The sequence below is a fragment of the Bacillus atrophaeus genome (genome assembly GCF_039519175.1).
Taxonomy (GTDB): Bacteria; Bacillota; Bacilli; order Bacillales; family Bacillaceae; genus Bacillus; species Bacillus atrophaeus.
The window spans coordinates 823,688-844,104 of record NZ_CP154443.1; the positions used below are offsets into that span (position 1 = coordinate 823,688).

General features: G+C 44.6%; 26 protein-coding genes. 2 read left to right on the plus strand and 24 right to left on the minus strand.

From position 1 onward, the window contains the following. Nucleotides 1-27: 27 nt before the first annotated feature. The 3 genes from murA to AAHT65_RS04260 all read right to left on the minus strand — a co-directional run bounded on the left by murA (nucleotide 28) and on the right by AAHT65_RS04260 (nucleotide 2,478). Entirely contained in the window at nucleotides 28-1,338 is a 1,311-nt protein-coding gene (gene murA / locus AAHT65_RS04250) for a UDP-N-acetylglucosamine 1-carboxyvinyltransferase (protein ID WP_003326563.1), read from the minus strand. 33 nt (nucleotides 1,339-1,371) lie between these two features. Next, entirely contained in the window at nucleotides 1,372-2,112 is a 741-nt protein-coding gene (locus AAHT65_RS04255; RefSeq protein ID WP_063638143.1) for a YwmB family TATA-box binding protein, read from the minus strand. 135 nt (nucleotides 2,113-2,247) lie between these two features. Beyond that, nucleotides 2,248-2,478 (minus strand): DUF1146 family protein, encoded by a 231-nt coding sequence (locus AAHT65_RS04260; protein WP_003326561.1) that lies wholly within the window; start codon nucleotides 2,476-2,478, stop codon nucleotides 2,248-2,250. A gap of 193 nt (nucleotides 2,479-2,671) precedes the next feature. On the opposite strand from AAHT65_RS04260, the gene AAHT65_RS04265 reads away from it, so the two are divergent. After that, nucleotides 2,672-3,142, plus strand: coding sequence for a hypothetical protein (locus AAHT65_RS04265; RefSeq protein ID WP_343311024.1), 471 nt, complete (start codon nucleotides 2,672-2,674; stop codon nucleotides 3,140-3,142). Nucleotides 3,143-3,179: 37 nt separating this feature from the next. Here AAHT65_RS04265 and AAHT65_RS04270 read toward each other — a convergent pair whose 3' ends face one another. The 18 genes from AAHT65_RS04270 to spoIIR form a co-directional block, all read right to left on the minus strand. Next, complete coding sequence (locus tag AAHT65_RS04270; protein ID WP_003326558.1) at nucleotides 3,180-3,578, minus strand: F0F1 ATP synthase subunit epsilon; 399 nt, start codon at nucleotides 3,576-3,578, stop codon at nucleotides 3,180-3,182. A 23-nt stretch (nucleotides 3,579-3,601) separates the two neighbouring features. Next, nucleotides 3,602-5,023 carry a F0F1 ATP synthase subunit beta gene (gene atpD / locus AAHT65_RS04275; RefSeq protein ID WP_003326557.1) on the minus strand — a complete coding sequence of 474 codons (1,422 nt, stop codon included), beginning with the start codon at nucleotides 5,021-5,023 and terminating at the stop codon, nucleotides 3,602-3,604. Between the two features lie 23 nt (nucleotides 5,024-5,046). Next, entirely contained in the window at nucleotides 5,047-5,907 is an 861-nt protein-coding gene (gene atpG / locus AAHT65_RS04280; protein ID WP_003326556.1) for an ATP synthase F1 subunit gamma, read from the minus strand. Nucleotides 5,908-5,983: 76 nt separating this feature from the next. Continuing rightward, nucleotides 5,984-7,492: a F0F1 ATP synthase subunit alpha gene (atpA, locus tag AAHT65_RS04285; protein WP_003326555.1), complete on the minus strand. Its 1,509-nt coding sequence runs from the start codon at nucleotides 7,490-7,492 to the stop codon at nucleotides 5,984-5,986. Between the two features lie 16 nt (nucleotides 7,493-7,508). Next, complete coding sequence (locus AAHT65_RS04290) at nucleotides 7,509-8,054, minus strand: F0F1 ATP synthase subunit delta (protein WP_003326554.1); 546 nt, start codon at nucleotides 8,052-8,054, stop codon at nucleotides 7,509-7,511. Then, complete coding sequence (gene atpF / locus AAHT65_RS04295) at nucleotides 8,051-8,569, minus strand: F0F1 ATP synthase subunit B (protein WP_003326553.1); 519 nt, start codon at nucleotides 8,567-8,569, stop codon at nucleotides 8,051-8,053. Before atpF ends, AAHT65_RS04290 begins: the two co-directional genes overlap by 4 nt. A gap of 134 nt (nucleotides 8,570-8,703) precedes the next feature. Beyond that, nucleotides 8,704-8,916 (minus strand): F0F1 ATP synthase subunit C, encoded by a 213-nt coding sequence (gene atpE / locus AAHT65_RS04300; protein ID WP_003151167.1) that lies wholly within the window; start codon nucleotides 8,914-8,916, stop codon nucleotides 8,704-8,706. A 45-nt stretch (nucleotides 8,917-8,961) separates the two neighbouring features. Next, nucleotides 8,962-9,696 carry a F0F1 ATP synthase subunit A gene (atpB, locus tag AAHT65_RS04305; RefSeq protein WP_010790202.1) on the minus strand — a complete coding sequence of 245 codons (735 nt, stop codon included), beginning with the start codon at nucleotides 9,694-9,696 and terminating at the stop codon, nucleotides 8,962-8,964. A gap of 7 nt (nucleotides 9,697-9,703) precedes the next feature. Beyond that, nucleotides 9,704-10,087 (minus strand): ATP synthase subunit I, encoded by a 384-nt coding sequence (gene atpI, locus AAHT65_RS04310; RefSeq protein WP_003326551.1) that lies wholly within the window; start codon nucleotides 10,085-10,087, stop codon nucleotides 9,704-9,706. 431 nt (nucleotides 10,088-10,518) lie between these two features. After that, nucleotides 10,519-11,148, minus strand: coding sequence for a uracil phosphoribosyltransferase (gene upp / locus AAHT65_RS04315; RefSeq protein WP_003326550.1), 630 nt, complete (start codon nucleotides 11,146-11,148; stop codon nucleotides 10,519-10,521). 134 nt (nucleotides 11,149-11,282) lie between these two features. Next, the gene (gene glyA / locus AAHT65_RS04320) at nucleotides 11,283-12,530 is read right to left on the minus strand and encodes a serine hydroxymethyltransferase (protein ID WP_003326549.1); all 1,248 of its coding nucleotides are present in this window, start codon (nucleotides 12,528-12,530) and stop codon (nucleotides 11,283-11,285) included. Between the two features lie 192 nt (nucleotides 12,531-12,722). Then, nucleotides 12,723-13,265 (minus strand): TIGR01440 family protein, encoded by a 543-nt coding sequence (locus tag AAHT65_RS04325; RefSeq protein ID WP_003326547.1) that lies wholly within the window; start codon nucleotides 13,263-13,265, stop codon nucleotides 12,723-12,725. A 12-nt stretch (nucleotides 13,266-13,277) separates the two neighbouring features. Next, entirely contained in the window at nucleotides 13,278-13,727 is a 450-nt protein-coding gene (gene rpiB, locus AAHT65_RS04330) for a ribose 5-phosphate isomerase B (protein ID WP_003326546.1), read from the minus strand. Nucleotides 13,728-13,816: 89 nt separating this feature from the next. Further along, a complete protein-coding gene (locus AAHT65_RS04335) occupies nucleotides 13,817-14,272 on the minus strand; it encodes a low molecular weight protein arginine phosphatase (RefSeq protein ID WP_010790206.1) in 456 nt (151 codons plus the stop codon). 76 nt (nucleotides 14,273-14,348) lie between these two features. Further along, entirely contained in the window at nucleotides 14,349-14,906 is a 558-nt protein-coding gene (locus tag AAHT65_RS04340; protein ID WP_003326544.1) for a manganese efflux pump MntP family protein, read from the minus strand. Nucleotides 14,907-14,983: 77 nt separating this feature from the next. Continuing rightward, nucleotides 14,984-16,024 carry an L-threonylcarbamoyladenylate synthase gene (locus tag AAHT65_RS04345; protein ID WP_343311025.1) on the minus strand — a complete coding sequence of 347 codons (1,041 nt, stop codon included), beginning with the start codon at nucleotides 16,022-16,024 and terminating at the stop codon, nucleotides 14,984-14,986. Nucleotides 16,025-16,179: 155 nt separating this feature from the next. Beyond that, entirely contained in the window at nucleotides 16,180-16,623 is a 444-nt protein-coding gene (locus AAHT65_RS04350) for a hypothetical protein (protein ID WP_343311026.1), read from the minus strand. A 69-nt stretch (nucleotides 16,624-16,692) separates the two neighbouring features. Then, nucleotides 16,693-17,379 carry a stage II sporulation protein R gene (spoIIR, locus tag AAHT65_RS04355; protein WP_343311027.1) on the minus strand — a complete coding sequence of 229 codons (687 nt, stop codon included), beginning with the start codon at nucleotides 17,377-17,379 and terminating at the stop codon, nucleotides 16,693-16,695. A 165-nt stretch (nucleotides 17,380-17,544) separates the two neighbouring features. Here spoIIR and AAHT65_RS04360 point away from each other — a divergent pair, with 165 nt between their 5' ends. Then, nucleotides 17,545-17,910 (plus strand): UPF0715 family protein, encoded by a 366-nt coding sequence (locus AAHT65_RS04360; RefSeq protein WP_003326540.1) that lies wholly within the window; start codon nucleotides 17,545-17,547, stop codon nucleotides 17,908-17,910. Nucleotides 17,911-17,939: 29 nt separating this feature from the next. On the opposite strand, the gene AAHT65_RS04365 is transcribed toward AAHT65_RS04360, so the two are convergent. From AAHT65_RS04365 to prfA, 3 genes are all read right to left on the minus strand, one after another. After that, nucleotides 17,940-18,227: a DUF5316 family protein gene (locus tag AAHT65_RS04365; protein WP_343311028.1), complete on the minus strand. Its 288-nt coding sequence runs from the start codon at nucleotides 18,225-18,227 to the stop codon at nucleotides 17,940-17,942. Between the two features lie 183 nt (nucleotides 18,228-18,410). Continuing rightward, on the minus strand, nucleotides 18,411-19,277 hold the full coding sequence (prmC, locus tag AAHT65_RS04370; RefSeq protein ID WP_343311029.1) for a peptide chain release factor N(5)-glutamine methyltransferase: 867 nt from the start codon (nucleotides 19,275-19,277) through the stop codon (nucleotides 18,411-18,413). A gap of 1 nt (nucleotide 19,278) precedes the next feature. Further along, entirely contained in the window at nucleotides 19,279-20,349 is a 1,071-nt protein-coding gene (gene prfA / locus AAHT65_RS04375) for a peptide chain release factor 1 (protein WP_010790211.1), read from the minus strand. Nucleotides 20,350-20,417 lie beyond the last annotated feature (68 nt).

Below are 20,417 nucleotides of genomic sequence, written 5' to 3' on the forward strand. Positions count from 1 at the left end.
CACTGCTGACATACTGACCCTAATCATTTATGCATTTAAGTCCGATACTGCTTCTTGGCTTTCTTGTTCAGCGGCTGATTCGTCCGTTACACGTTCGATATCCGCTCCAATACCTGCAAGCTTTTGGTGGAAGTTCACATAGCCGCGATCCAAATGTTTCAGTTCAGTTACACGAGTATGGCCTTCAGCCACTAACCCCGCAAGAATCAAAGCTGCACCCGCACGCAAGTCAGTAGCGGCAACTTCAGCTCCTTGAAGCTGAACAGGACCGTTAATAATTACAGAACGTCCTTCAATTTTAATATCACCATTCATACGGCGGAATTCTTCAGCATGCATAAAACGGTTTTCAAAAACAGTTTCCGTAATCATGCTTGTTCCGTTGGCACGAAGCAGCAGCGCCATCATTTGCGACTGCATATCCGTCGGGAATCCAGGGTGAGGCATTGTCTTAATATCAATCGGTTTCAGCTTAGCCGGACCGATAACACGCAGGCCTTCTCCTTCATCCTGTATTTTTACACCCATCTCTTCCATTTTTGCAATTAAAGAAGTAAGGTGCTCAGGAACTGCTCCTTTTACCAAAACATTTCCTTCTGTGATTGCAGCTGCAACCATAAAGGTTCCGGCTTCAATACGATCAGGAATAATATGATGTTTCACGCCGTGAAGCTTGTCGACCCCTTCAATTTTGATGGTGCCGGTGCCAGCCCCGCGGATTTTGCCGCCCATGGCGTTGATGTAGTTCGCTAAGTCAACGATTTCAGGCTCTTTTGCCACGTTTTCCAGCGTTGTAGTTCCTTTGGCTAAAGCGGCTGCCATAATCAAGTTTTCTGTCGCTCCCACACTTGGGAAATCAAGATAGATTTTTGCGCCTTGCAGACGGCCTTCTACTTCAGCTTCAATAAAGCCATTGCCTACTTTGATTTTAGCGCCCATTGCTTCAAAGCCTTTTAGATGCTGATCTATCGGTCTTGAACCAATCGCGCATCCGCCGGGCAGCGCTACTCTTGAATGACCTGTACGCGCAAGCAGCGGACCCATGACAAGCACAGATGCTCTCATTTTACGCACATATTCAAAAGGTGCTTCAGTTTGTAAAGCGTATGAAGCATTCACAGTGACTTCATTATTTTCAAAATGCACATCTGCTCCTAAATGACGCAACACTTCATTAATTGTATATACATCGGAGAGCGTAGGTACATCACAAATTACGCTTTTTTCTTCACTTGCTAACAAAGATGCAGCGATAACAGGTAAAACGGCATTTTTTGCTCCTTCAACTTTAACTGTGCCGTTTAGCTTTTGACCGCCGCGGACGATGATTTTTTCCAAGGTATTCCCCTCCGCGTCCCAATATTCTCTATATTAATATTCAGTCGTAACGATTGGTGTGCCAACCGTAACGGTATGTTTTTCGCCCATTCCCGCACTTCTAAGTGCAACTTGCAAATTCATTTTGTGTTCCGGTGTCATGATGGAATCATTCCACTCATCGGTGTATGCAGAAATAGAGACGAAATTTGGCTCAACTACATTTTCAACAGGTTTTGCTTTAAATTCCTTAACTAATTGATTTGCATTTTTTTGCAAAACAATATTCATCTTACCATCTAAATGACCCTTAAGACAAGTGAAAATAAATACTTTTTCTTGGAATATGTCGAGTGCCTGCCGTTCAAACTGTTCATATGTATCATTCCAGCTTTCCGGTGTATCAAGACTCTTTTGCTCATATAGTAAATACGATGTCGGGTTGAAGTTTTTGAGGGTAGTAACAAGCTGAAGTTTAAAAGTTGTGTTATTTTTTTGGTCAGTATATGTGCCAACAGCCTTTACGATTTGCTCTTCCTTTGCCAGTTCCCAATGATATTGACGGTATTGGGTTTTTAAATGTTGCACTTTTTTATAAAATTCTTTTTCAGACAGCGCCATATTTTTTTTCGCATGCAATGTCCATTCGTCAACTGATACATCATGGCGTTTCAGACCCTCGGCGATTTGAGCAAGCGGGCTTAACTCGCTGGCTTGAATCGAGTGAAATACTGCAATCATAAAGCTTAAAAAAACGGATAAAATAATGGCATGAATCACTTGTTTTTTCTTCATTTCGCATCTTCCTCCCCTTATCCTCCATTGTTACCGGAGATAAGGAGCGGCATACGTGGAAAAACTCGTCAAAACTCGCGGAAAATCAGGAGAGCAACTCTCCATTTATACCCGGTATTTCGACAATCAAAACCATTAAAAAAGGTATGGCAGCTGCTTTGAGTAATTGAGATAATCTAAAAAGAAGTTGCCGACTGTCGTTCCGATCGCAATGGTCAGAAGAATGATCAGAAGTCTGGCCTGAACCACTTTCCCTTTTCGGATCATCGGATCAAAATTAACGGCTTGCAGCGCCCACCAAGTAATCGCAATAAACAGCAAATGTGTCAAAATGCTGATGGCGGCCTGCTGACCCAATGCGCCCATCATTTCCCATCTCCTTTCATTCATTTCCGCACTCCGTATATCCTTTCTTATTATATAGGAAGCAGAGATAAAGATGATAACTTTTATCATTTCAGAATGTTCTGTCAGAATTTTTAACCATATCTAGGAGTAATCACCGCTTATCCGGCGGTTCTTGTGCATGGTATAATGTCTCCCGAGAGGAGCTGATAATGTGAATCATTCCTTTTTTCAGCCGGAAAAGCAATACGGTGAAGGCCTGCCGACATTTGAGCAGGAGTGGGAAGCAATCGCATTCTACTACGATTATAGACAGTCACAGCTTGAAGAACTGAGTGAATTGTGTCAGTTTCATAACATTTCTCTGACTTATACAAGAGAAAGCCTTGAAGAGCTGGAACATCTTTATTTTCAAAGTATACAAGAGCTGCTGCTCGCTGATTGGAAGCTTCCGATTGATGAATTCGAAAAAATGATCAGCATTTATATCATAGATTGCGCCATTAAGCATCATCACGACGCGGAATGGGTTGTAGCCCCATATCCGTATACAGACGGCGCGTACACAATGGGATACAGAAGAGGGAACAAAACATGGCACACAGCCAATTGCTGTGAGAACTTATATTTGCGTAAAAAAGAACATCAACCGCTGCTTGCTTTATTTGACTCTCTTATACGATAGAAAAAAATCCTTCTCAAACTGAGAAGGATTTTTTCGTTTATTTCCCTACAACATCCAATCTGTTCAAGGCTCGCTGTAAAGCAAGCTCAGCCCGACGAATGTCAGTATCATCTGATCGTGTATTCAAACGGTCTTGTGCCCGCTGTTTCGCAGCCTGGGCACGCTCTGTGTCGATACCTTCCGCTGTCTCCGCAGATTGAGCAAGAATGGTAACATGATCCGGACGGACTTCAACAAATCCGCCGCTGACAGCAACCAATTCAGTCTGACCGTCTTTTTTCAAACGGACAGCGCCGATTTTAAGCGGAGCAACAGTCGGAATATGTCCGGGTAAAATACCGAGCTCTCCGCTCTCCGCTCTTACACTCACCATTTCAATATCCGCATCATACACTGGGCCGTCGGGAGTAACGATATTGACTTTAACGGTCTTCATGCTTTTACCCTCCTAGGACCAGATTAAACTTCTACACCCATTTCTTTCGCTTTCTCAATAACTTCTTCAATACGTCCGACAAGACGGAACGCATCTTCAGGAAGGTGGTCGTACTTACCTGCTAAAATTTCTTTAAAACCTTGTACGGTTTCTTTAACAGGCACGTAAGATCCTTTCTGTCCTGTGAACTGTTCAGCCACGTGGAAGTTTTGAGATAGGAAGAATTGAATGCGGCGCGCGCGCTGAACGACAAGCTTGTCTTCGTCACTCAATTCATCCATACCGAGGATCGCAATGATATCCTGAAGCTCTTTGTAACGCTGAAGCGTTGATTGTACTTCACGGGCAACCGCATAATGCTCTTCTCCGACAATTTCAGGAGCAAGGGCGCGTGATGTAGAAGCCAACGGATCCACCGCAGGGTAGATACCCATTTCAGTTAACTTACGCTCAAGGTTCGTTGTCGCATCCAAGTGGGCGAACGTCGTTGCAGGCGCCGGGTCAGTGTAGTCATCGGCAGGCACGTAGATCGCCTGAATAGATGTAACCGATCCAACATTTGTAGACGTGATCCGCTCTTGAAGCTGACCCATTTCTGTTGCAAGCGTAGGCTGGTAACCAACCGCTGAAGGCATACGGCCGAGAAGGGCTGATACTTCAGAACCTGCTTGTGTAAAGCGGTAGATGTTATCAATAAAGAACAATACGTCCTGTCCTTGGACATCACGGAAGTGCTCTGCCATTGTAAGACCTGTAAGTGCAACACGCATACGTGCGCCAGGCGGTTCGTTCATTTGTCCGAATACCATGGCCGTTTTATTAATAACGCCTGAATCGCTCATCTCGTAGAAAAGGTCGTTTCCTTCACGAGTACGCTCTCCGACACCGGCGAATACAGAGATACCGCCGTGCTCTTGCGCGATGTTGTTGATCAATTCCTGGATCAATACGGTTTTACCTACACCGGCTCCACCGAACAATCCGATCTTACCGCCCTTAATATAAGGAGCAAGCAAATCAACAACTTTAATACCTGTTTCAAGGATTTCCACTTCTGTAGAAAGCTGATCAAATGACGGAGCTTGTCTGTGAATCGGATCTTTCTCCGTGTTTGCCGCAAGCGGTTCATTCAAATCAATATTTTCTCCGAGTACGTTAAATACACGTCCCAATGTTACATTACCAACCGGCACTGAAATAGGAGAACCTTGGTCCACCGCTTCCATTCCGCGCTGAATACCGTCTGTAGATGCCATCGCAATCGTACGTACAGTATCGTCGCCTAAATGAAGTGCGACCTCTAGCGTTAAATCGATGCCTACTTCATTTTCACCTGTTGCTGGTTGTGAAACTTTAATCGCATTATATATTTCAGGTAAGTGACCGTCTTCAAAACGTACGTCAACGACAGGTCCCATTACTTGGCTAACGCGTCCTTTCTTCATCGCTATCCCTCCTGACAAAATCTCTATTCTAAGGCAGATGCACCGCCGACAATTTCCGTAATCTCTTGAGTGATGGCTGCTTGGCGTGCACGGTTATATGACAGTGAAAGGGAATCAATAAGATCCTTCGCATTATCAGTCGCGCTTTTCATCGCCGTCATTCTCGCAGCATGCTCACTTGCTTTACTGTCAAGAAGCGCTCCGAAAATTAAGCTTTCTGCATATTGAGGAAGCAAAACCTCCAGAATCTCCTCTTCAGACGGTTCAAATTCGTATGAAGCCGTTCTTTTGCCTCCGCCGCCTAAATCAGTTAACGGCAAAAGCTTTTTCTCCGTCACTTCTTGGGAAATCGCACTGACATAATGGTTGTAGAACAAATGCAGTTCATCAAATGCTTCATCAATAAACATTTGCACCGTTTGACGCGCCAAATCTTTAATTTCAGTGAATGTGACTTCATCACCAAGTCCGGTTAATTCAGAAATAATCGGAACTCCGCGGTTCTTAAAGAAATCGCGGCCTACTCTTCCGATCACGATAACCGTATATTCATCCTTTGACTGATGGCGCTCTTGAATCGCCTGGTATGCGTTACGCAAAACAGAACTGTTAAAAGCTCCTGCAAGTCCCCGGTCAGATGTGATGACCAAATACGCAGTCCGCTTCACTTCTCTGCTGACAAGCATCGGATGATTTACACTTCCGGATCCCTGCCCAACGTTTGAAACAACCTCCTGGATCTTATCCATATAAGGAACAAACGATTTTGCATTGTTTTCAGCACGATTCAACTTTGCAGCAGATACCATTTGCATGGCTTTTGTAATCTGGCTTGTTTTTTTCGTTGACGTGATCCTTGACTTTATATCGCGTAATGAGGCCAAAGATTTCACCACCTTTTTTCTTCATCTGCGTAAAAAGAGAGAAAAAGAGAACCTTTTTCTCTCATAAACATGCCTGTTAGTTGCTTGGTGCGAATGTACGTTTGAAACCTTCGATTGCGGCAGAGAATTCTTCATCTGCCGGAAGATTTCCTGTTTGGGAAATGCCGTTAAGCAGTTCTTTATGGTTTTGATCAAGGTACATGTAGTACTCTTCTTCAAAACGGCGGATATCCGCTACAGGAATATCATCAAGATATCCTTTTGTGAGCGCATAAAGAATTGCAACCTGCTTCTCAACCGGAAGCGGTTTGTTTAGATCCTGCTTCAGAACTTCAACTGTACGCGCACCGCGGTTCAGTTTAGCCTGAGTCGCTTGATCAAGGTCTGATCCGAATTGAGCGAATGCTTCCAGCTCACGATAAGAAGCTAGATCAAGACGCAATGTACCTGCAACCTTTTTCATCGCTTTGATTTGAGCTGAACCGCCGACACGTGATACAGACAATCCGGCGTTGATTGCCGGGCGAACACCCGAGAAGAACAAATCGGATTGCAGGAAGATTTGTCCGTCTGTAATAGAAATAACGTTCGTAGGAATGTAAGCTGAAATATCTCCGGCTTGCGTTTCTACGAATGGCAAAGCTGTAATTGAACCCGCGCCTTTCGCGTCACTAAGCTTCGCTGCACGTTCAAGCAGACGTGAATGAAGATAGAATACGTCTCCAGGGAACGCTTCACGGCCCGGAGGACGGCGAAGAAGCAAGGACAGCTCACGGTAAGCAGCCGCTTGTTTAGAAAGATCATCATATACAACCAAAACGTGCTTGCCGTTATACATGAATTCTTCTCCCATTGTAACCCCTGCATACGGTGCGAGGTACAGAAGCGGAGCCGGCTGTGACGCAGATGCCGTTACAACGATTGTATAATCAAGAGCGCCGTGTTTACGCAATGTTTCTACAACGCCGCGGACTGTTGATTCTTTTTGTCCGATCGCAACATACACACAGATCATGTCTTGATCTTTTTGATTTAAAATCGTATCAATCGCTACAGATGTTTTACCTGTTTGGCGGTCTCCAATGATAAGCTCACGCTGGCCGCGGCCGATCGGAATAAGAGCATCTATCGCTTTAATACCGGTTTGAAGCGGTTCATGAACGGATTTACGATCCATTACACCAGGAGCCTGGCTTTCAATCGGACGAGTCTTGCTTGTTAAAATCGGACCAAGTCCGTCAACAGGCTGTCCTAATGGATTCACAATACGCCCGATTAATTCTTCCCCTACCGGAACTTCCATGATGCGGCCCGTTCTTTTGACCTCGTCTCCTTCACGGATTTCTGTGTAAGGTCCTAAGATAACGATACCTACGTTTGATTCTTCAAGGTTCTGAGCCATTCCCAAAACACCGTTTGAAAATTCGACAAGTTCACCGGCCATACAATTGTCAAGGCCATGTACGCGGGCAATACCGTCACCGATTTGGATGACAGTACCTACGTCATGAACTTCAATCTCAGATTGATAATTTTGAATTTGCTGCTTTATCAGCGTGCTAATCTCTTCAGCTTTGATGCTCACTTAGGTTTCACCCCTTCTATCGAATTTCACCAGCAAGTTGACGTTCAATGCGTTCAAGCTTTCCGCTTACACTGCCGTCAAAAATCCGGTTTCCAATGCGGACTTTTACGCCGCCTATTAAATCCGTCTGCACTTCATTTCTGATTCTGAGTGAAGCGACTCCGGCTTTTTTTGCAAATACTTGAGATAATGATGCAGTTTCCGCATCTGTCAGCGGTTTTACCGAGTATACAATCGCATCTTCAGTCTGGCGTACCTTGTTCGCCAGCTTCACAAACTCGTCTGTGAGATCAGGCACAATCGAAGTCCGGTGACGGTCAATCAGAAGAAAGATTGTATGCAGCACAGGCTGGGCGACAGAACCAAAAGCATTTTGAATCAGCTCTTTTTTCTTCGCAGCCGGCACTTTCGGATGGTTTAATACATCATTTAATGCTTTTTCGTTTTGGAACACTTCTTTTACAACTTTAAGCTCTTCTTCTATTTCATTGATTTGAGAGGACTCAAGCGCAATGTCGAAAAGAGCTGATGCATAGCGTTTAGAGACAGCAGATCCACTCATCGGCTTTCTCCTACCTCTTTAAGATAATCCTGAATCAATTGGTCTTGAGCTTGTTCGTCGAGTTCTTTTTCAATGACTTTCGATGCAATCATGACAGAAAGTGACGCGACTTGCTCGCGAAGAGCGGCGACCGCTTGTTCTTTTTCTTTTACGATCTCCGTTCTTGCTGCTTCTTTCAAACGCTCAGATTCTTCGCGGGCAGCCAAAATAATGGATTCTTTCTGCTGCTCTCCAAGTTTCTTCGCATTTTCGATAAGCGTTTGGGATTCTTGTCTCGCTTCTTTTAGAAGAACGCGCTGCTCATCAATAAGCTGCTTCGCTTCTTCATTTTTTTGTTCAGCGGACGTAATTTCTCCCGCAATATGGTCTTCACGTTGTTTCATTATGTTTAAAAGCGGCCCTAAAGCGAATTTCTTTAAGAGCGCTAATAGAATTAACATTGCGATCAGTTGGAACAGGATATCTCCGCCGTTAAACGAAATACCGGCTCCTAACACAAGTGGTAATTGAGACATCTACTACGGCAACTCCCTTCTGCAGGTTTTTCTTTGCTGACGGCAGCCAGTCGGCGCTTATCAGACATAAAGCAATGGCGAAGGTTCTCTTGGAATGATCTTCGCCATTTTTAGTTCATATAAGGCTTTCATGCTTAGCCAAAGAACGCTAAGAATGCGATAACGACAGCGATAATAGGAAGGGCTTCAACTAAAGCGATACCCATGAACATAAGAGTTCTAAGTTCTTTACCTGCTTCCGGCTGACGGGCAATTCCCTCTACCGTACGTGAAACAATCAAACCGTTACCAATACCTGCACCAAGTGCGCCTAAACCAATTGCAATCGCAGCTGCTATTAAATTCATGAAAAAGTTCCTCCTTTAAAATGTTATCCATTTGGATATAATGTTTTAGTGATCGTGACTAATTTTGTGAGACATGTATACCATTGTCAGCATCGTGAAGATAAACGCCTGAATGGCACCAATGAACAAGCTGAACGCCTGCCATGCAAGCATTGGAATAATCGCTCCGATTGTTCCAACCAAGCCGAGCAACACACTGTTCGAGTAGAAGCTCGTTGCCATACTCGCAAGCAGTCCGAGAAGTATTTCACCGGCAAATATGTTACCGTAAAGACGCAAGCCGAGAGTCAGCGTGTTTGCAAACTCTTCAATAATCTTCATCGGGAATAAAAGCGGAACCGGTCTTAAGTAATCCTTGCTGTATTCCTTTAATCCCTTCATCTTCACCCCATAATAATGGGTTAATGAAACAACCATAACGGCAAGAGTCAGTGTAATGGCCGGATCTGCTGTCGGTGATTTCCACCATAACTCGTGTCCGATTGTAACAGAGAACGGCAGCCCCAGCATATTTGATACAAATATGTACATCAGCAAAGTGACACCGAGGGCCAAGAAGTTAGCTCCTGTTTTCAAATCCATTGTACTGCCAATAATATTACGGACAAAATCAACAATCCATTCCATAAAATTCTGGGCTTTTCCTGGCCGGATTGAAAGCGCGCGTGTCGTAAGCAAAGCGATTAAAAACACGATCACACTCGCCACAGTAATCATAAGAACGTTTGTTAAATTGAAAGTTAAACCGAGAAACTCATAAGTTCTGTATTCATGATTCAAAGGGTTTTCACCTCTCTTCCATTGATGAACGTTTAAGCTGGATAAAGGAATCTATCATAATGACAGGGTAAATCGTCATTAATCCAATAATTACGCTTGCCATATGAACATTTTGGGGATACTTGTAAGCAATGGCCACAGCGAGAATCGCATTGCACCACCGCGCTGCGCTCCCAAGAGATCGTATGGTCTTTCCTTTTGCGACGGCTTTATCAAAAGCATTCATTCTTCTGATGAGAAGCCAAAGGTTAAACAAACTGAAACCAGTCCCGAGAATCAAGCCTAAGAATATGGTTTTATATGCTGTAAAACCGTAACCCAGTACATAGACTGCTAACATGATGAATAGATATTTTCGTTGTCTGCTGAATGTAAGATTGGGATCGTCCATCGACTATCTGTCTCCTGATGAAAAAGTAATGTGTATCTTGGATACGGCAATATCAGCGGTTAACCCTAGTAGAAGACCCTTTTTCGCTCGGAAAAAACGGTCCTGTTCGAAAAAATCATTCATCCGCCAGCATGACCTGAAGTCTTGCAAGGATGCTGTTTCGTTCGCTTTTATAAATCCTCATTAACAAGGGTTTCTAGGAGGATTTATATTGAGGACGAATACTATAATGAAAGCTATGAAAACCTTCTCATAATACCCTCGTTTAGCATACAATAGCCCCCAACATGTGTCAATCTGTTTAAAGTTAAAAAACTTTTTATAACAACAGCCTACACAGAATGTTCACAATTTCACCTATAAATGTATAAGAGCTACCCGAATATCAAAAAAATGGATAAAAAAAGAAAACCCATTTGGGTTTTCTTTCATTATTTCGTTCCGAACATTCTGTCTCCCGCATCACCAAGACCAGGGACAATATATCCTTTTTCGTTCAATTTTTCATCAAGGGCGGCTATGTAAATGTCCACATCCGAATGATGCTTTTGCAATTCTTCAACACCCTCAGGCGCTGCAACCAGACACATAAAGCGAAGATTTTTCGCCCCGCGCTTTTTGAGGCTGTTGATTGCTTCTACGGCAGAACCTCCTGTGGCAAGCATAGGGTCAACAACGATAAACTCACGCTCTTCCACATCTGAAGGAAGCTTCACATAGTATTCAACAGGTTTTAAGGTTTCTGGATCGCGGTATAAACCGACATGTCCCACTTTTGCGGCAGGAATAAGCTTCAATATACCGTCAACCATCCCAAGCCCCGCTCTCAGTATAGGGACGATTCCAAGCTTTTTCCCCGCGATGACGTTCGATCTTGCAGCTTGAACCGGTGTTCTAACGTCCACTTCCTGTAGAGGAAGATCACGTGTAATTTCAAAGGCCATAAGAGTGGCAACTTCATCCACAAGCTCTCTGAAATCCTTTGTGCCAGTTTCTACGTTTCGAATATATGTCAGCTTATGCTGAATTAAAGGATGATCAAATACATAAACCTTTCCCATGCTGTGTTTCAGCTCCTTTTTTATTGTCCCGAGTGACAATTTCACACTTCTATTGATTCTACAAAAAAAGACAGCGAGTTTCAAGAACATCGTAAAAAAACCCGTCCGGCTCATTGCCGGCGGGTTTCTGCATTTTAATAGTCTAACTCTTTATATAGAGGGAATTTTTCTGTCAAAGCGGAGACGCGCTGTCTTGCTTCTTCCAGTTTTCCTTCATCTTCGTGGTTTTTCAATGCAAGCGCGATGATGGCTCCGACTTCATCCAATGCTTCTCCGTCAAAACCGCGGCTTGTTACAGCTGCTGTTCCAAGACGGATACCGCTTGTTACGAAAGGTTTTTCCGGATCATACGGAATCGCGTTTTTATTTGATGTAATGCCGATTTCGTCAAGCACATGCTCCGCAACCTTACCGGTTAGGCCAAGGGAACGAAGATCAACAAGCACCAAGTGGTTGTCAGTTCCGCCTGATACCAATTGCACGCCTTCTTTATTTAATGAATCAGCAAGACGCTTTGCATTAGAGATGACATTTTCAGCGTATGTTTTGAAATCGTCTTTTAATACTTCACCGAAAGAAACGGCTTTCGCAGCAATAACGTGCATAAGCGGTCCGCCTTGGATTCCCGGGAAGATCGACTTATCAATCTTTTTGCCGAACTCTTCGCGGCAAAGGATCATTCCTCCGCGAGGTCCGCGAAGTGTTTTATGAGTCGTTGTCGTTACGAAATCAGCGTAAGGAACCGGGTTCGGATGAAGGCCTGCAGCTACAAGTCCTGCGATGTGAGCCATGTCCACCATCACGTAAGCGCCGACTTCATCTGCGATCTCACGGAATTTCTTAAAGTCGATCGTGCGAGGATAAGCGCTCGCTCCGGCTACGATAAGTTTAGGCTTATGCTCAAGAGCTTTTTGGCGTACATCTTCGTAATCAATATATTGAGTTTCTTTATCTACACCGTACTCTACAAAGTTGTATTGAACGCCGCTGAAGTTCACAGGGCTTCCGTGAGTTAAATGACCGCCATGGGAGAGGTTCATCCCAAGTACAGTATCGCCATGCTCCAAAATCGTGAAGTAAACAGCCATGTTTGCTTGTGCGCCTGAATGCGGCTGAACGTTTACGTGTTCCGCACCAAAGATCTCCTTCGCGCGGTCACGTGCAATGTCCTCAACGACATCTACGTGCTCACAGCCTCCATAGTAGCGTTTGCCTGGATAGCCTTCCGCATATTTATTAGTTAAGACAGATCCTTGTGCTTCCATTACTGCTTCACTTACGAAGTTTTCAGAAGCAATCAATTCGATCTTTGTCTGTTGACGTTTACGCTCATCTTTAATAGCACTAAAAACTTGTTCATCTTGCGCAGGTAAATGTTTCATCAGCGAGATCCTCTCCTATCCGTTTCCATTTCTTTATGTTTTGCCACCACTATTGTACATGGTTTTTCAGGTGAATGTAAAAGATTATTTTGAAAAAACACAATTTCTTTCTGGTAAAACCGAATGTTATTACTTCAAATCCTTATTATAGTTCGAAACCCGACCGTTTTTAGAATTGTGAAACACTTCTTATTATTCACATTCATAAACGGCCCGAACACCGCCGATCAGCTTCGGTCTTGAACGCGCCAGTGTCACATGAGCTGCGCCGAACTGGTTTTTCGAGATGCGAACGGGTACGGCCACAGGCTTGAGATGCATGCCGATGAATGTGTCGCCGACGTCTATGCCGGCATCAGCTTGAATGGTTTCCACCAAGACTGGAGATGCCATCTGTTTAAAAGCATAGGAAGCCATTGCTCCGCCGGCTTTCGGTACGGGTACGGCAGAAACAGCGGGAAGCCTGTACAGCTCAGCCGTTTCCTCTTCCACCACAAGCGCTCTGTTTAAATGCTCACAGCACTGAAAAGCGAGTCGGATTCCCGTGTTTTGCTGAAGCTCATAAAGGCCGCTGTAAATATCCTCAGCAATGCCTTCGCTTCCGGAGGTGCCGATATGCCTGCCCGCCACTTCGCTTGTACTGCAGCCCAGCACAAGAAGCTGATTCTTTTTCAGCATTGCTTTTTCCTGAAATTCAGAGAGCATCGCCGTCCATGTTTGCTTCATCTCACTCATTGAGCTGCACCCCTACAGGTTTTTCTCTTCGTAATCTGAGATTTTGCCGATCCGAGTCTGATGGCGTCCTGCGGTAAATTCAGTCGTAAGCCAAACTTTCGCAATGTCGCGCGCTAAGCCAGGGCCGATAACACGCTCCCCCATGGCGAGTACATTTGTATCATTATGTTCTCTCGTCGCTTTCGCACTGAATGTATCGTGCGCCAAAGCACAGCGGATGCCTTTGACCTTGTTGGCGGAGATGCTCATTCCAATCCCCGTCCCGCAAATCAGGATGCCTCTGTCAACTTCACCGTTTACGACTTTTTCCGCTACCGGAAAAGCATAATCCGGGTAATCGACTGATCCGCTGCCGCAGTCACATCCCATATCAATATAATCAATTTGCATTTCTTGCATTAGATTTATAATTTCGGTTCGAATTTGAACGCCGCCATGATCTGATGCTATGGCTACTTTCATCAGCTTTTCCTCCCAGCGTGTGATATTGCCTTTATTCTACTCTTTCACGGAGGTTTTGCAAATGACTTGTTTGCAGATTTTCTGACAAATTATCTGTCTTTGTTTTTCTGCAATTGTTCAGCCAGCAGATTCAATAAATCTTCCAGCTCATCTCTTGACCGCCGATAAACTTCAAGCGTTCCTCCGAAAGGGTCCGTTACATCTTCGTCAACGCCCGCCGCATACTCTTTAATGGTAAATACTTTGTCACTGTGTGAACCGAATTGATTGATGATCAGCTGTTTGTGCTGATTGGTCATCGTCAAAATGAGATCAGCCGCTTCCACATCTGCTTCCGTTAACTGTGAGGACACGTGATTGAGCGCGATGTGTTTTTCAAACAGCGCCTCTATCGCATAGGGTGATGCTTTTCCGTTTGGCGAAGCGAAGACGCCGGCAGAACGGACGGTAACATCAAGACCCTTTTTTTCTGCAATTGATTTAAAAAGCGCCTCAGCCATCGGACTGCGGCACGTGTTTCCTGTACAAACAAATATGATGTTCATCTCAGTCACCCCTTATTCTACTATTATAAATGAAGAAAAAAAGAAACGGCGATTTCGTTTCTTTTTTTTATGTATATTAAATTGGCAAAAGCAGCTTAAGGCCAAATCCGATTAATATCGCTCCTCCAAGCGCTTCACTGTAGGAGCCGAGCCATGACTGCACTTTTTTTCCGACCAGCAGCCCAACCCATGTCAGAACCATGCTGAACAAGCCAAACAGCGCAATGGTCACGATCGGTTTCGATCCATATATCCCCAGGCTCAAACCGACTGAAAAACTGTCGAGACTGACACCGATTGCAAATATCAATAAACCCGGCCCCTCAGGTGAAATCAGCCGTTCTTCCGACTGTTTAAAAGATGCCAGCATCATCTGGATCCCCAGCATTAACAGCAGGGCACCTCCGATATAGATAGCCAGCACGCCCAGAGCGCCGGATAAGAACCTGCCCGTCGCCATTCCGACGAGCGGCATGATGACGTGAAAGAGACCGATGATCAGCCCGATATGAAAAATTTGCTGTTTTCTAAGTTTGATCATACCCATCCCGAGACCGACTGAAAAAGCATCCATACCCAGCGCAAATGCCATCATGCTTAAGGTGAGCAGTTCCCCTACAAAGATACCCGCCATTACATACATAACCCCCTCGGACATGCCCGCTTGTTTAGCTTATGCGTGTCCAAAAGAGGATAGAACCCTTGTCTGTATTAGTGAATAACTTTGCCTCCGGCAGCTTTCATCAGCCTGTTCATGATGGCGTGGCCAACGCCTGTATTTGGAAATGCTTCAGCTATAATAAAATCAACCTTTACTTCATCAAAGCTCCGCAGCGCGTCATATAACGAGGCGGCTACTGTTTCAAGCTGATCTCTCCTGCCGCAGCTCTTCACAAAATCAGCTTCATAGATATCCGCGCGTTCTTCTGTGGTAAGCACGCCGACTCGTTTTCCGCTTTGCTGATATTCCCTGACAAGAGCCTGAATGCGCTCTGCATTTCCTTCGGTGACCGCAAGCGGCGCAGATGGCGCATAGTGCGTATATTTCATGCCGGGAGAAATCGGTGTCTCTTCTTTTTCAGTAAGCCCTTTATCCACAAGAACCTCACCGATTTCTTCTTCAATCTGCTCCTTGGTAATTCCGCCCGGCCGAAGCAGAACCGGCATATCTTCCGAACACGAAATCACGGTCGATTCCACGCCAAGCCCAGTGGCTCCTCCATCTATAATTCCGGCGATCCGCCCGTTTAAATCATGCTCAACATGCTCCGCTCTTGTCGGACTTGGCTTCCCGGATAAATTGGCGCTCGGTGCCGCAATCGGCAGCCCCGATGAGCGGATGAGAGCAAGCGCAAGCGGATGGTCCGGCATTCTCACCGCCACTGTTTCAAGGCCTGCCGTCACACGCGGGGAAAGCACGCCGGGTTTACACGGCAATACAAGAGTAAGCGCTCCGGGCCAAAACTGTTTCATCAGTTTCTTTGCTTTTTCCGATGCAGGTCCGGCTATGCGATCAAGCTGGCTGATGTCTGCAATATGAACGATCAGGGGATTATCACTCGGCCGTCCTTTCGCCTCATAAATTTTCATGACCGCTTCTGTGCTTTCTGCATTTGCTCCAAGTCCGTAGACGGTCTCTGTCGGAAATGCCACAACCTCATTTTGCCGCAGTAAATCAGCTGCCTGTGCAATCTGTGGGTCTTTTGTGGATAACTTATCATGTACATCCACAGTCCATCTTTTCGTTTTCATATATAACCAAACTCCTTATTCACAACAATAAAACTTTATTATCACACGTTTAATCCTTTTGAAAGTATAAAAGATGTCCTTCAATAAAACAAGCGTTATCCACAAATTGTGGACAACGCTGAGGAAGAAGTGGATAAGTATGTGTATAAATCGGCTTATGCTGATGTTTTTATCATTAAAATCGATCCCTCTGTTTGCAGAGATTCACGAAAATGATCTGAGTCATAGAGTTCTTCCGGCACACTGTCGGCTTGTGTAAACCCCATAACCTGCAGGAAATCCACTGATGAATGCTGATTAGCGATCAGGTATACGGTTTTGATTTCGTGTTTTTCACAGAGTACCTCCATGCTTTGAAACAAAGTCACAATATGGCTTTGGCTGAGCTTGTCCGATATGACGAGTGAGCGAAGAAGGCCTTTCCCCTTGCTGAAGTTCTCCATTCCCAGACAGGCGGCAATTTGTTTCGCGCTGTCTTCTAAGATGATAAACCGTGTTTTGCTTTTATTCACACCTGTGTGATTGGTACCCGCCTGCTTTAAAAACGCCTCAATCATTTCCCCGTCCTTTTCTCTCGCTGCCCGTAATTGATAAAACATGCTCTCACCCCGTTTATTACGTCTCTTTCTTTCAATCTATGAGGTGAAAATGATTTTATACCTGTTCTATCAAGAAAATAGATCAGAAAACCATTCAACAAGGAAAAACTTCACTTCTGTATCATCTTCTGTTTTGTCATCCTGCGATTTTTCTGCTTTTTCCGCTTTCGCTGTCAAATCATCAAGGGCCTTTTCTGTCTGTTCTTTTGAAGCTTCTTCCTCAGCTTTCTTATCCTCTTGTTCTTGGACGGCTTCCCCGTTTGAAAAGTCAAGGAAACATAGCGGCGGGAATAGAACACACCACCAATTGGCGCCCTCTCCCTCGCCAAGAGTAATCAAGATGGCCTCATATTCGCCTGCCGGATAAACCATATTGCCGTAGAGCTTGGTCGGAAACGAGATTTTATCAAAATCGACCGATAGCTGTTGATGAGCGCCTTCTTTTTTCATCTCCTCTTTAGCAATGTTTTTGATTTCAGGCAGCTTTGAGCGGATGAGTCTCCGTGCTTCTTCTATAGATGTAATATCCTTTACCCATTTTGTTATCTCTTTATTCACCGCGTCTCGAATATGCCGTTTTAATTCTTGGTCTTTGTCTTTGTCACTGTTTGCCAATATTCTCAGCCGGATCGCTTCATCCGGTATGACAACCGGTTCATTACTGGATGCTTGTGCGGTTTCTTCTTTTCCCAAATTCACAAGTGCTCCTGTTAATAAGAGAAATATATATACAAAGATCATAATTGTTTTCTTCATCGGTCCCCACCGTTCCTCTCCGTACTTTGATCCTCTAGCCTTATTATGGTCAAGAAGGAGAGAGTTTAAACAAACCGGGAAGAAAAAATCTAGTAAGCTTTTAATCTGCTTTTTCTTCGTTTATGATCAAATATGGTACGATATAGTTTTAATAGGAGGTTTATGATGAAATTTAGTTACGTGCTGCTTCTGTCGGCTTTTACAATGTCCGTTATCTATTCTGTCGTTTATGTTCAAGCGTTTGTGATCGCCGCTCTTGTGACGATGGCATTTTATTTTTTATTTCCTTATTTGGTTTTTGCGCTTCCGCTTCAAGTTGTGCTGAATAAAAAGCCGAAGCGGTTCAGTCCCTTATATTTGCTCTATTATCTCGCAGCGGCTTTCGTGGCCAACGGCATCATCTTTTCCGTCTTGCAATCAGCCGACCAGCCGCCCCTGCTGCAAAATAAAGCATTCTATCTATTCGGGGTTTTAACGGCTGTTGTTTATTGGTTTTGGGATTCTGTGTTGGGAGAGAAAAAAGAAGCCTGAGTATGACAGGCTTCCCTGCTCACCCACAGTTATATGAGGAAAAAAATAAGATAGCAGATGATAGTAGGCACCGCTATCCCTAAAAAGGTGAGAGCGATCTTAAAACGCGCATCTCGGCCTTCTTTTGTTTCTGAGTGATAATTGGCTCTTTGCTGCATTCCGCCGACAGCCAATCCAGATGTTATGATACTTATTGCAATGAAAATAATAGCTCCCGTTCCGAATATAGATTGAAATGACATGCTGTCCCTCAATATAAAGCCGATGCCCACCTCAATGCCCGCAAGAACAATACCCGCCGCAAAGGCCTTCTTCATTCCGCATTTCTCCTTTCATAGGAAAGGTTTCGTTTCATTGTATGAAACTGATTGGCAAAAAACCACAATTCCCCTGCTCTACTTTACATTCCTTGTTTTTTTGTAAACAAACTTCCCTTATTAAAAAAAGCTTGCAGGCTGCGTCCGTTTATTGGACATAGCCGGCAAGCTTTCGAAATAGATTTACTCAGACTTCTGAATCAACGCGCATACTGTTCTGTCTTTTCCATTAATGTCTTTCAACACTTCTACTTCCGCATTCGGGAAGGTGCGCAGAAACATCTCTTTGACCGCATCTCCCTGTTTCCAGCCGATCTCAAAGACAACAAGTGCTTTGTCATTCATCACACGCGGAATATCTTCCATAAAGCGCTTGTAGAATCTCAAACCATCTCCCCCGTCTGTCAGTGCATGAAGAGGTTCATGGAAACGAACGACATTCGATAAGTCCGCCATTTCTTCTTCCGAAATATATGGCGGGTTTGATACGATGATGTCCGCTTTTTTTCCCTCTTTAATAAATGGCTCCAGTAAATCACCTTCAAAAAAGTCGACTTTCGCCCCCAGCCGTTCTGCGTTCTCGGCTGCAATCTGCAATGCTTCTTTTGATATATCAATTGCTGAAACGGAAAAGTGTTTATTTTCAAGTGCGAGTGTGACGGCAATCGCCCCGCTCCCGGTGCCTACATCAATGACACGTAACGGTTCGCCTTCCGGAAATACCCGCTTCTGTTTTTCAAGAAGATGAAGGACAACTTCCTCAGTTTCAGGACGGGGAATCAGTACATCATCATTCACGATAAACACTCTGCCATAAAAGTCTTCTTTCCCTATGATATATTGAACGGGAACGCCTTCTTTATGCATCTCCACGTGACGTTTGAATCGGTACAGCTCGTCTTCGCTGATCGGGTCCTGCAGACTGGCGAACAGCTTGCTGCGGTCCATTCCAATATCATTCATTAACAATAGCTCCGCCGCATTCCGGTCTCTGCCCGCTTCAGTTAAATAAGAAGAAGCCCAATTCAGGGCTTCAAATATCTTCTTCATCCTATTCTTCCGCCTTTTGCAGCTTGCTGGACTGATCTTCCATGATCAGAGCATCAACAAACTCATCAAGCTTACCTTCAAGGATTTGATCAAGCTTTTGAATGGTAAGTCCGATGCGGTGGTCCGTCACACGGTTCTGCGGAAAATTGTACGTGCGGATCCGCTCTGAACGGTCACCTGTACCGACTGCAGACTTACGGGTTTGATCGTATTCCGCCTGCGCTTCCTGCTGGAACTTATCGTAAACACGCGCGCGAAGCACTTTCATGGCTTTTTCTTTGTTTTTAATCTGTGATTTCTCGTCTTGGCAAGACACCACGACACCGGTCGGCAAATGGGTCAGACGGACGGCAGACATTGTCGTATTTACACTTTGTCCCCCCGGTCCGCTTGAAGTAAACGTATCGACACGAATATCTTTTTCATGAATGTCCACTTCAACCTCTTCCGCTTCCGGAAGACAGGCTACTGTTGCCGTAGATGTATGGATGCGCCCGCCTGATTCTGTTTCAGGGACACGCTGCACACGGTGTGCGCCGTTTTCATACTTTAGTTTCGAGTAAGCGCCTTTTCCGTTGATCATAATAATGATTTCTTTATAACCGCCGGTTCCCGTTACACTCGCTTCCATGATTTCAGTTTTCCAGCCTTGAAGCTCGGCATAGCGGCTGTACATGCGGTATAAATTACCGGCAAACAGCGCCGCTTCTTCACCGCCCGCTGCTCCGCGGATCTCCATGATAACGTTTTTATCATCATTCGGATCTTTAGGAACAAGCAATAGTTTGAGCTGGTCTGTCAGGGCTTCCGTTTCATCCTGAAGCTCAGAAATCTCTTCTTTCACCATTTCCCGCATTTCGGCATCGAGCTTATCTTCAAGCATCGCCTTTGCATCAGCCAGCTGTTCTGATGCATCTCTGTAGCGTCTATATACTTCAACTGTCTCTGAAATGTCGGATTGTTCTTTTGAATATTCTCTGAGTTTATTCGGGTCATTGACGACCTCTGGATCAGATAACAGTTCATTTAATTTCTCATATCGTTCTTCGATTGACTTTAAACGGTCTAACACGGTCTTCACCTCTGTTTTCCTGTGCGTAACATTCTCATTATAGTATAGGGCTTACCGCCAGTCAAAAG

Coding starts and splice junctions, on each gene's coding strand:
- AAHT65_RS04255 (WP_063638143.1), bottom strand. CDS start 2,112: ATGAAGAAAAAACAAGTGATTCATGCCATTATTTTATCCGTTTTTTTA.
- AAHT65_RS04260 (WP_003326561.1), bottom strand. CDS start 2,478: ATGGGCGCATTGGGTCAGCAGGCCGCCATCAGCATTTTGACACATTTG.
- AAHT65_RS04270 (WP_003326558.1), bottom strand. CDS start 3,578: ATGAAGACCGTTAAAGTCAATATCGTTACTCCCGACGGCCCAGTGTAT.
- atpD (WP_003326557.1), bottom strand. CDS start 5,023: ATGAAGAAAGGACGCGTTAGCCAAGTAATGGGACCTGTCGTTGACGTA.
- AAHT65_RS04290 (WP_003326554.1), bottom strand. CDS start 8,054: ATGAGTGGATCTGCTGTCTCTAAACGCTATGCATCAGCTCTTTTCGAC.
- atpF (WP_003326553.1), bottom strand. CDS start 8,569: ATGTCTCAATTACCACTTGTGTTAGGAGCCGGTATTTCGTTTAACGGC.
- atpE (WP_003151167.1), bottom strand. CDS start 8,916: ATGAATTTAATAGCAGCTGCGATTGCAATTGGTTTAGGCGCACTTGGT.
- atpI (WP_003326551.1), bottom strand. CDS start 10,087: ATGGACGATCCCAATCTTACATTCAGCAGACAACGAAAATATCTATTC.
- upp (WP_003326550.1), bottom strand. CDS start 11,148: ATGGGAAAGGTTTATGTATTTGATCATCCTTTAATTCAGCATAAGCTG.
- glyA (WP_003326549.1), bottom strand. CDS start 12,530: ATGAAACATTTACCTGCGCAAGATGAACAAGTTTTTAGTGCTATTAAA.
- AAHT65_RS04325 (WP_003326547.1), bottom strand. CDS start 13,265: ATGAGTGAGATGAAGCAAACATGGACGGCGATGCTCTCTGAATTTCAG.
- rpiB (WP_003326546.1), bottom strand. CDS start 13,727: ATGAAAGTAGCCATAGCATCAGATCATGGCGGCGTTCAAATTCGAACC.
- AAHT65_RS04335 (WP_010790206.1), bottom strand. CDS start 14,272: ATGAACATCATATTTGTTTGTACAGGAAACACGTGCCGCAGTCCGATG.
- AAHT65_RS04340 (WP_003326544.1), bottom strand. CDS start 14,906: ATGGCGGGTATCTTTGTAGGGGAACTGCTCACCTTAAGCATGATGGCA.
- AAHT65_RS04345 (WP_343311025.1), bottom strand. CDS start 16,024: ATGAAAACGAAAAGATGGACTGTGGATGTACATGATAAGTTATCCACA.
- AAHT65_RS04350 (WP_343311026.1), bottom strand. CDS start 16,623: ATGTTTTATCAATTACGGGCAGCGAGAGAAAAGGACGGGGAAATGATT.
- spoIIR (WP_343311027.1), bottom strand. CDS start 17,379: ATGAAGAAAACAATTATGATCTTTGTATATATATTTCTCTTATTAACA.
- AAHT65_RS04360 (WP_003326540.1), top strand. CDS start 17,545: ATGAAATTTAGTTACGTGCTGCTTCTGTCGGCTTTTACAATGTCCGTT.
- AAHT65_RS04365 (WP_343311028.1), bottom strand. CDS start 18,227: ATGAAGAAGGCCTTTGCGGCGGGTATTGTTCTTGCGGGCATTGAGGTG.
- prmC (WP_343311029.1), bottom strand. CDS start 19,277: ATGAAGAAGATATTTGAAGCCCTGAATTGGGCTTCTTCTTATTTAACT.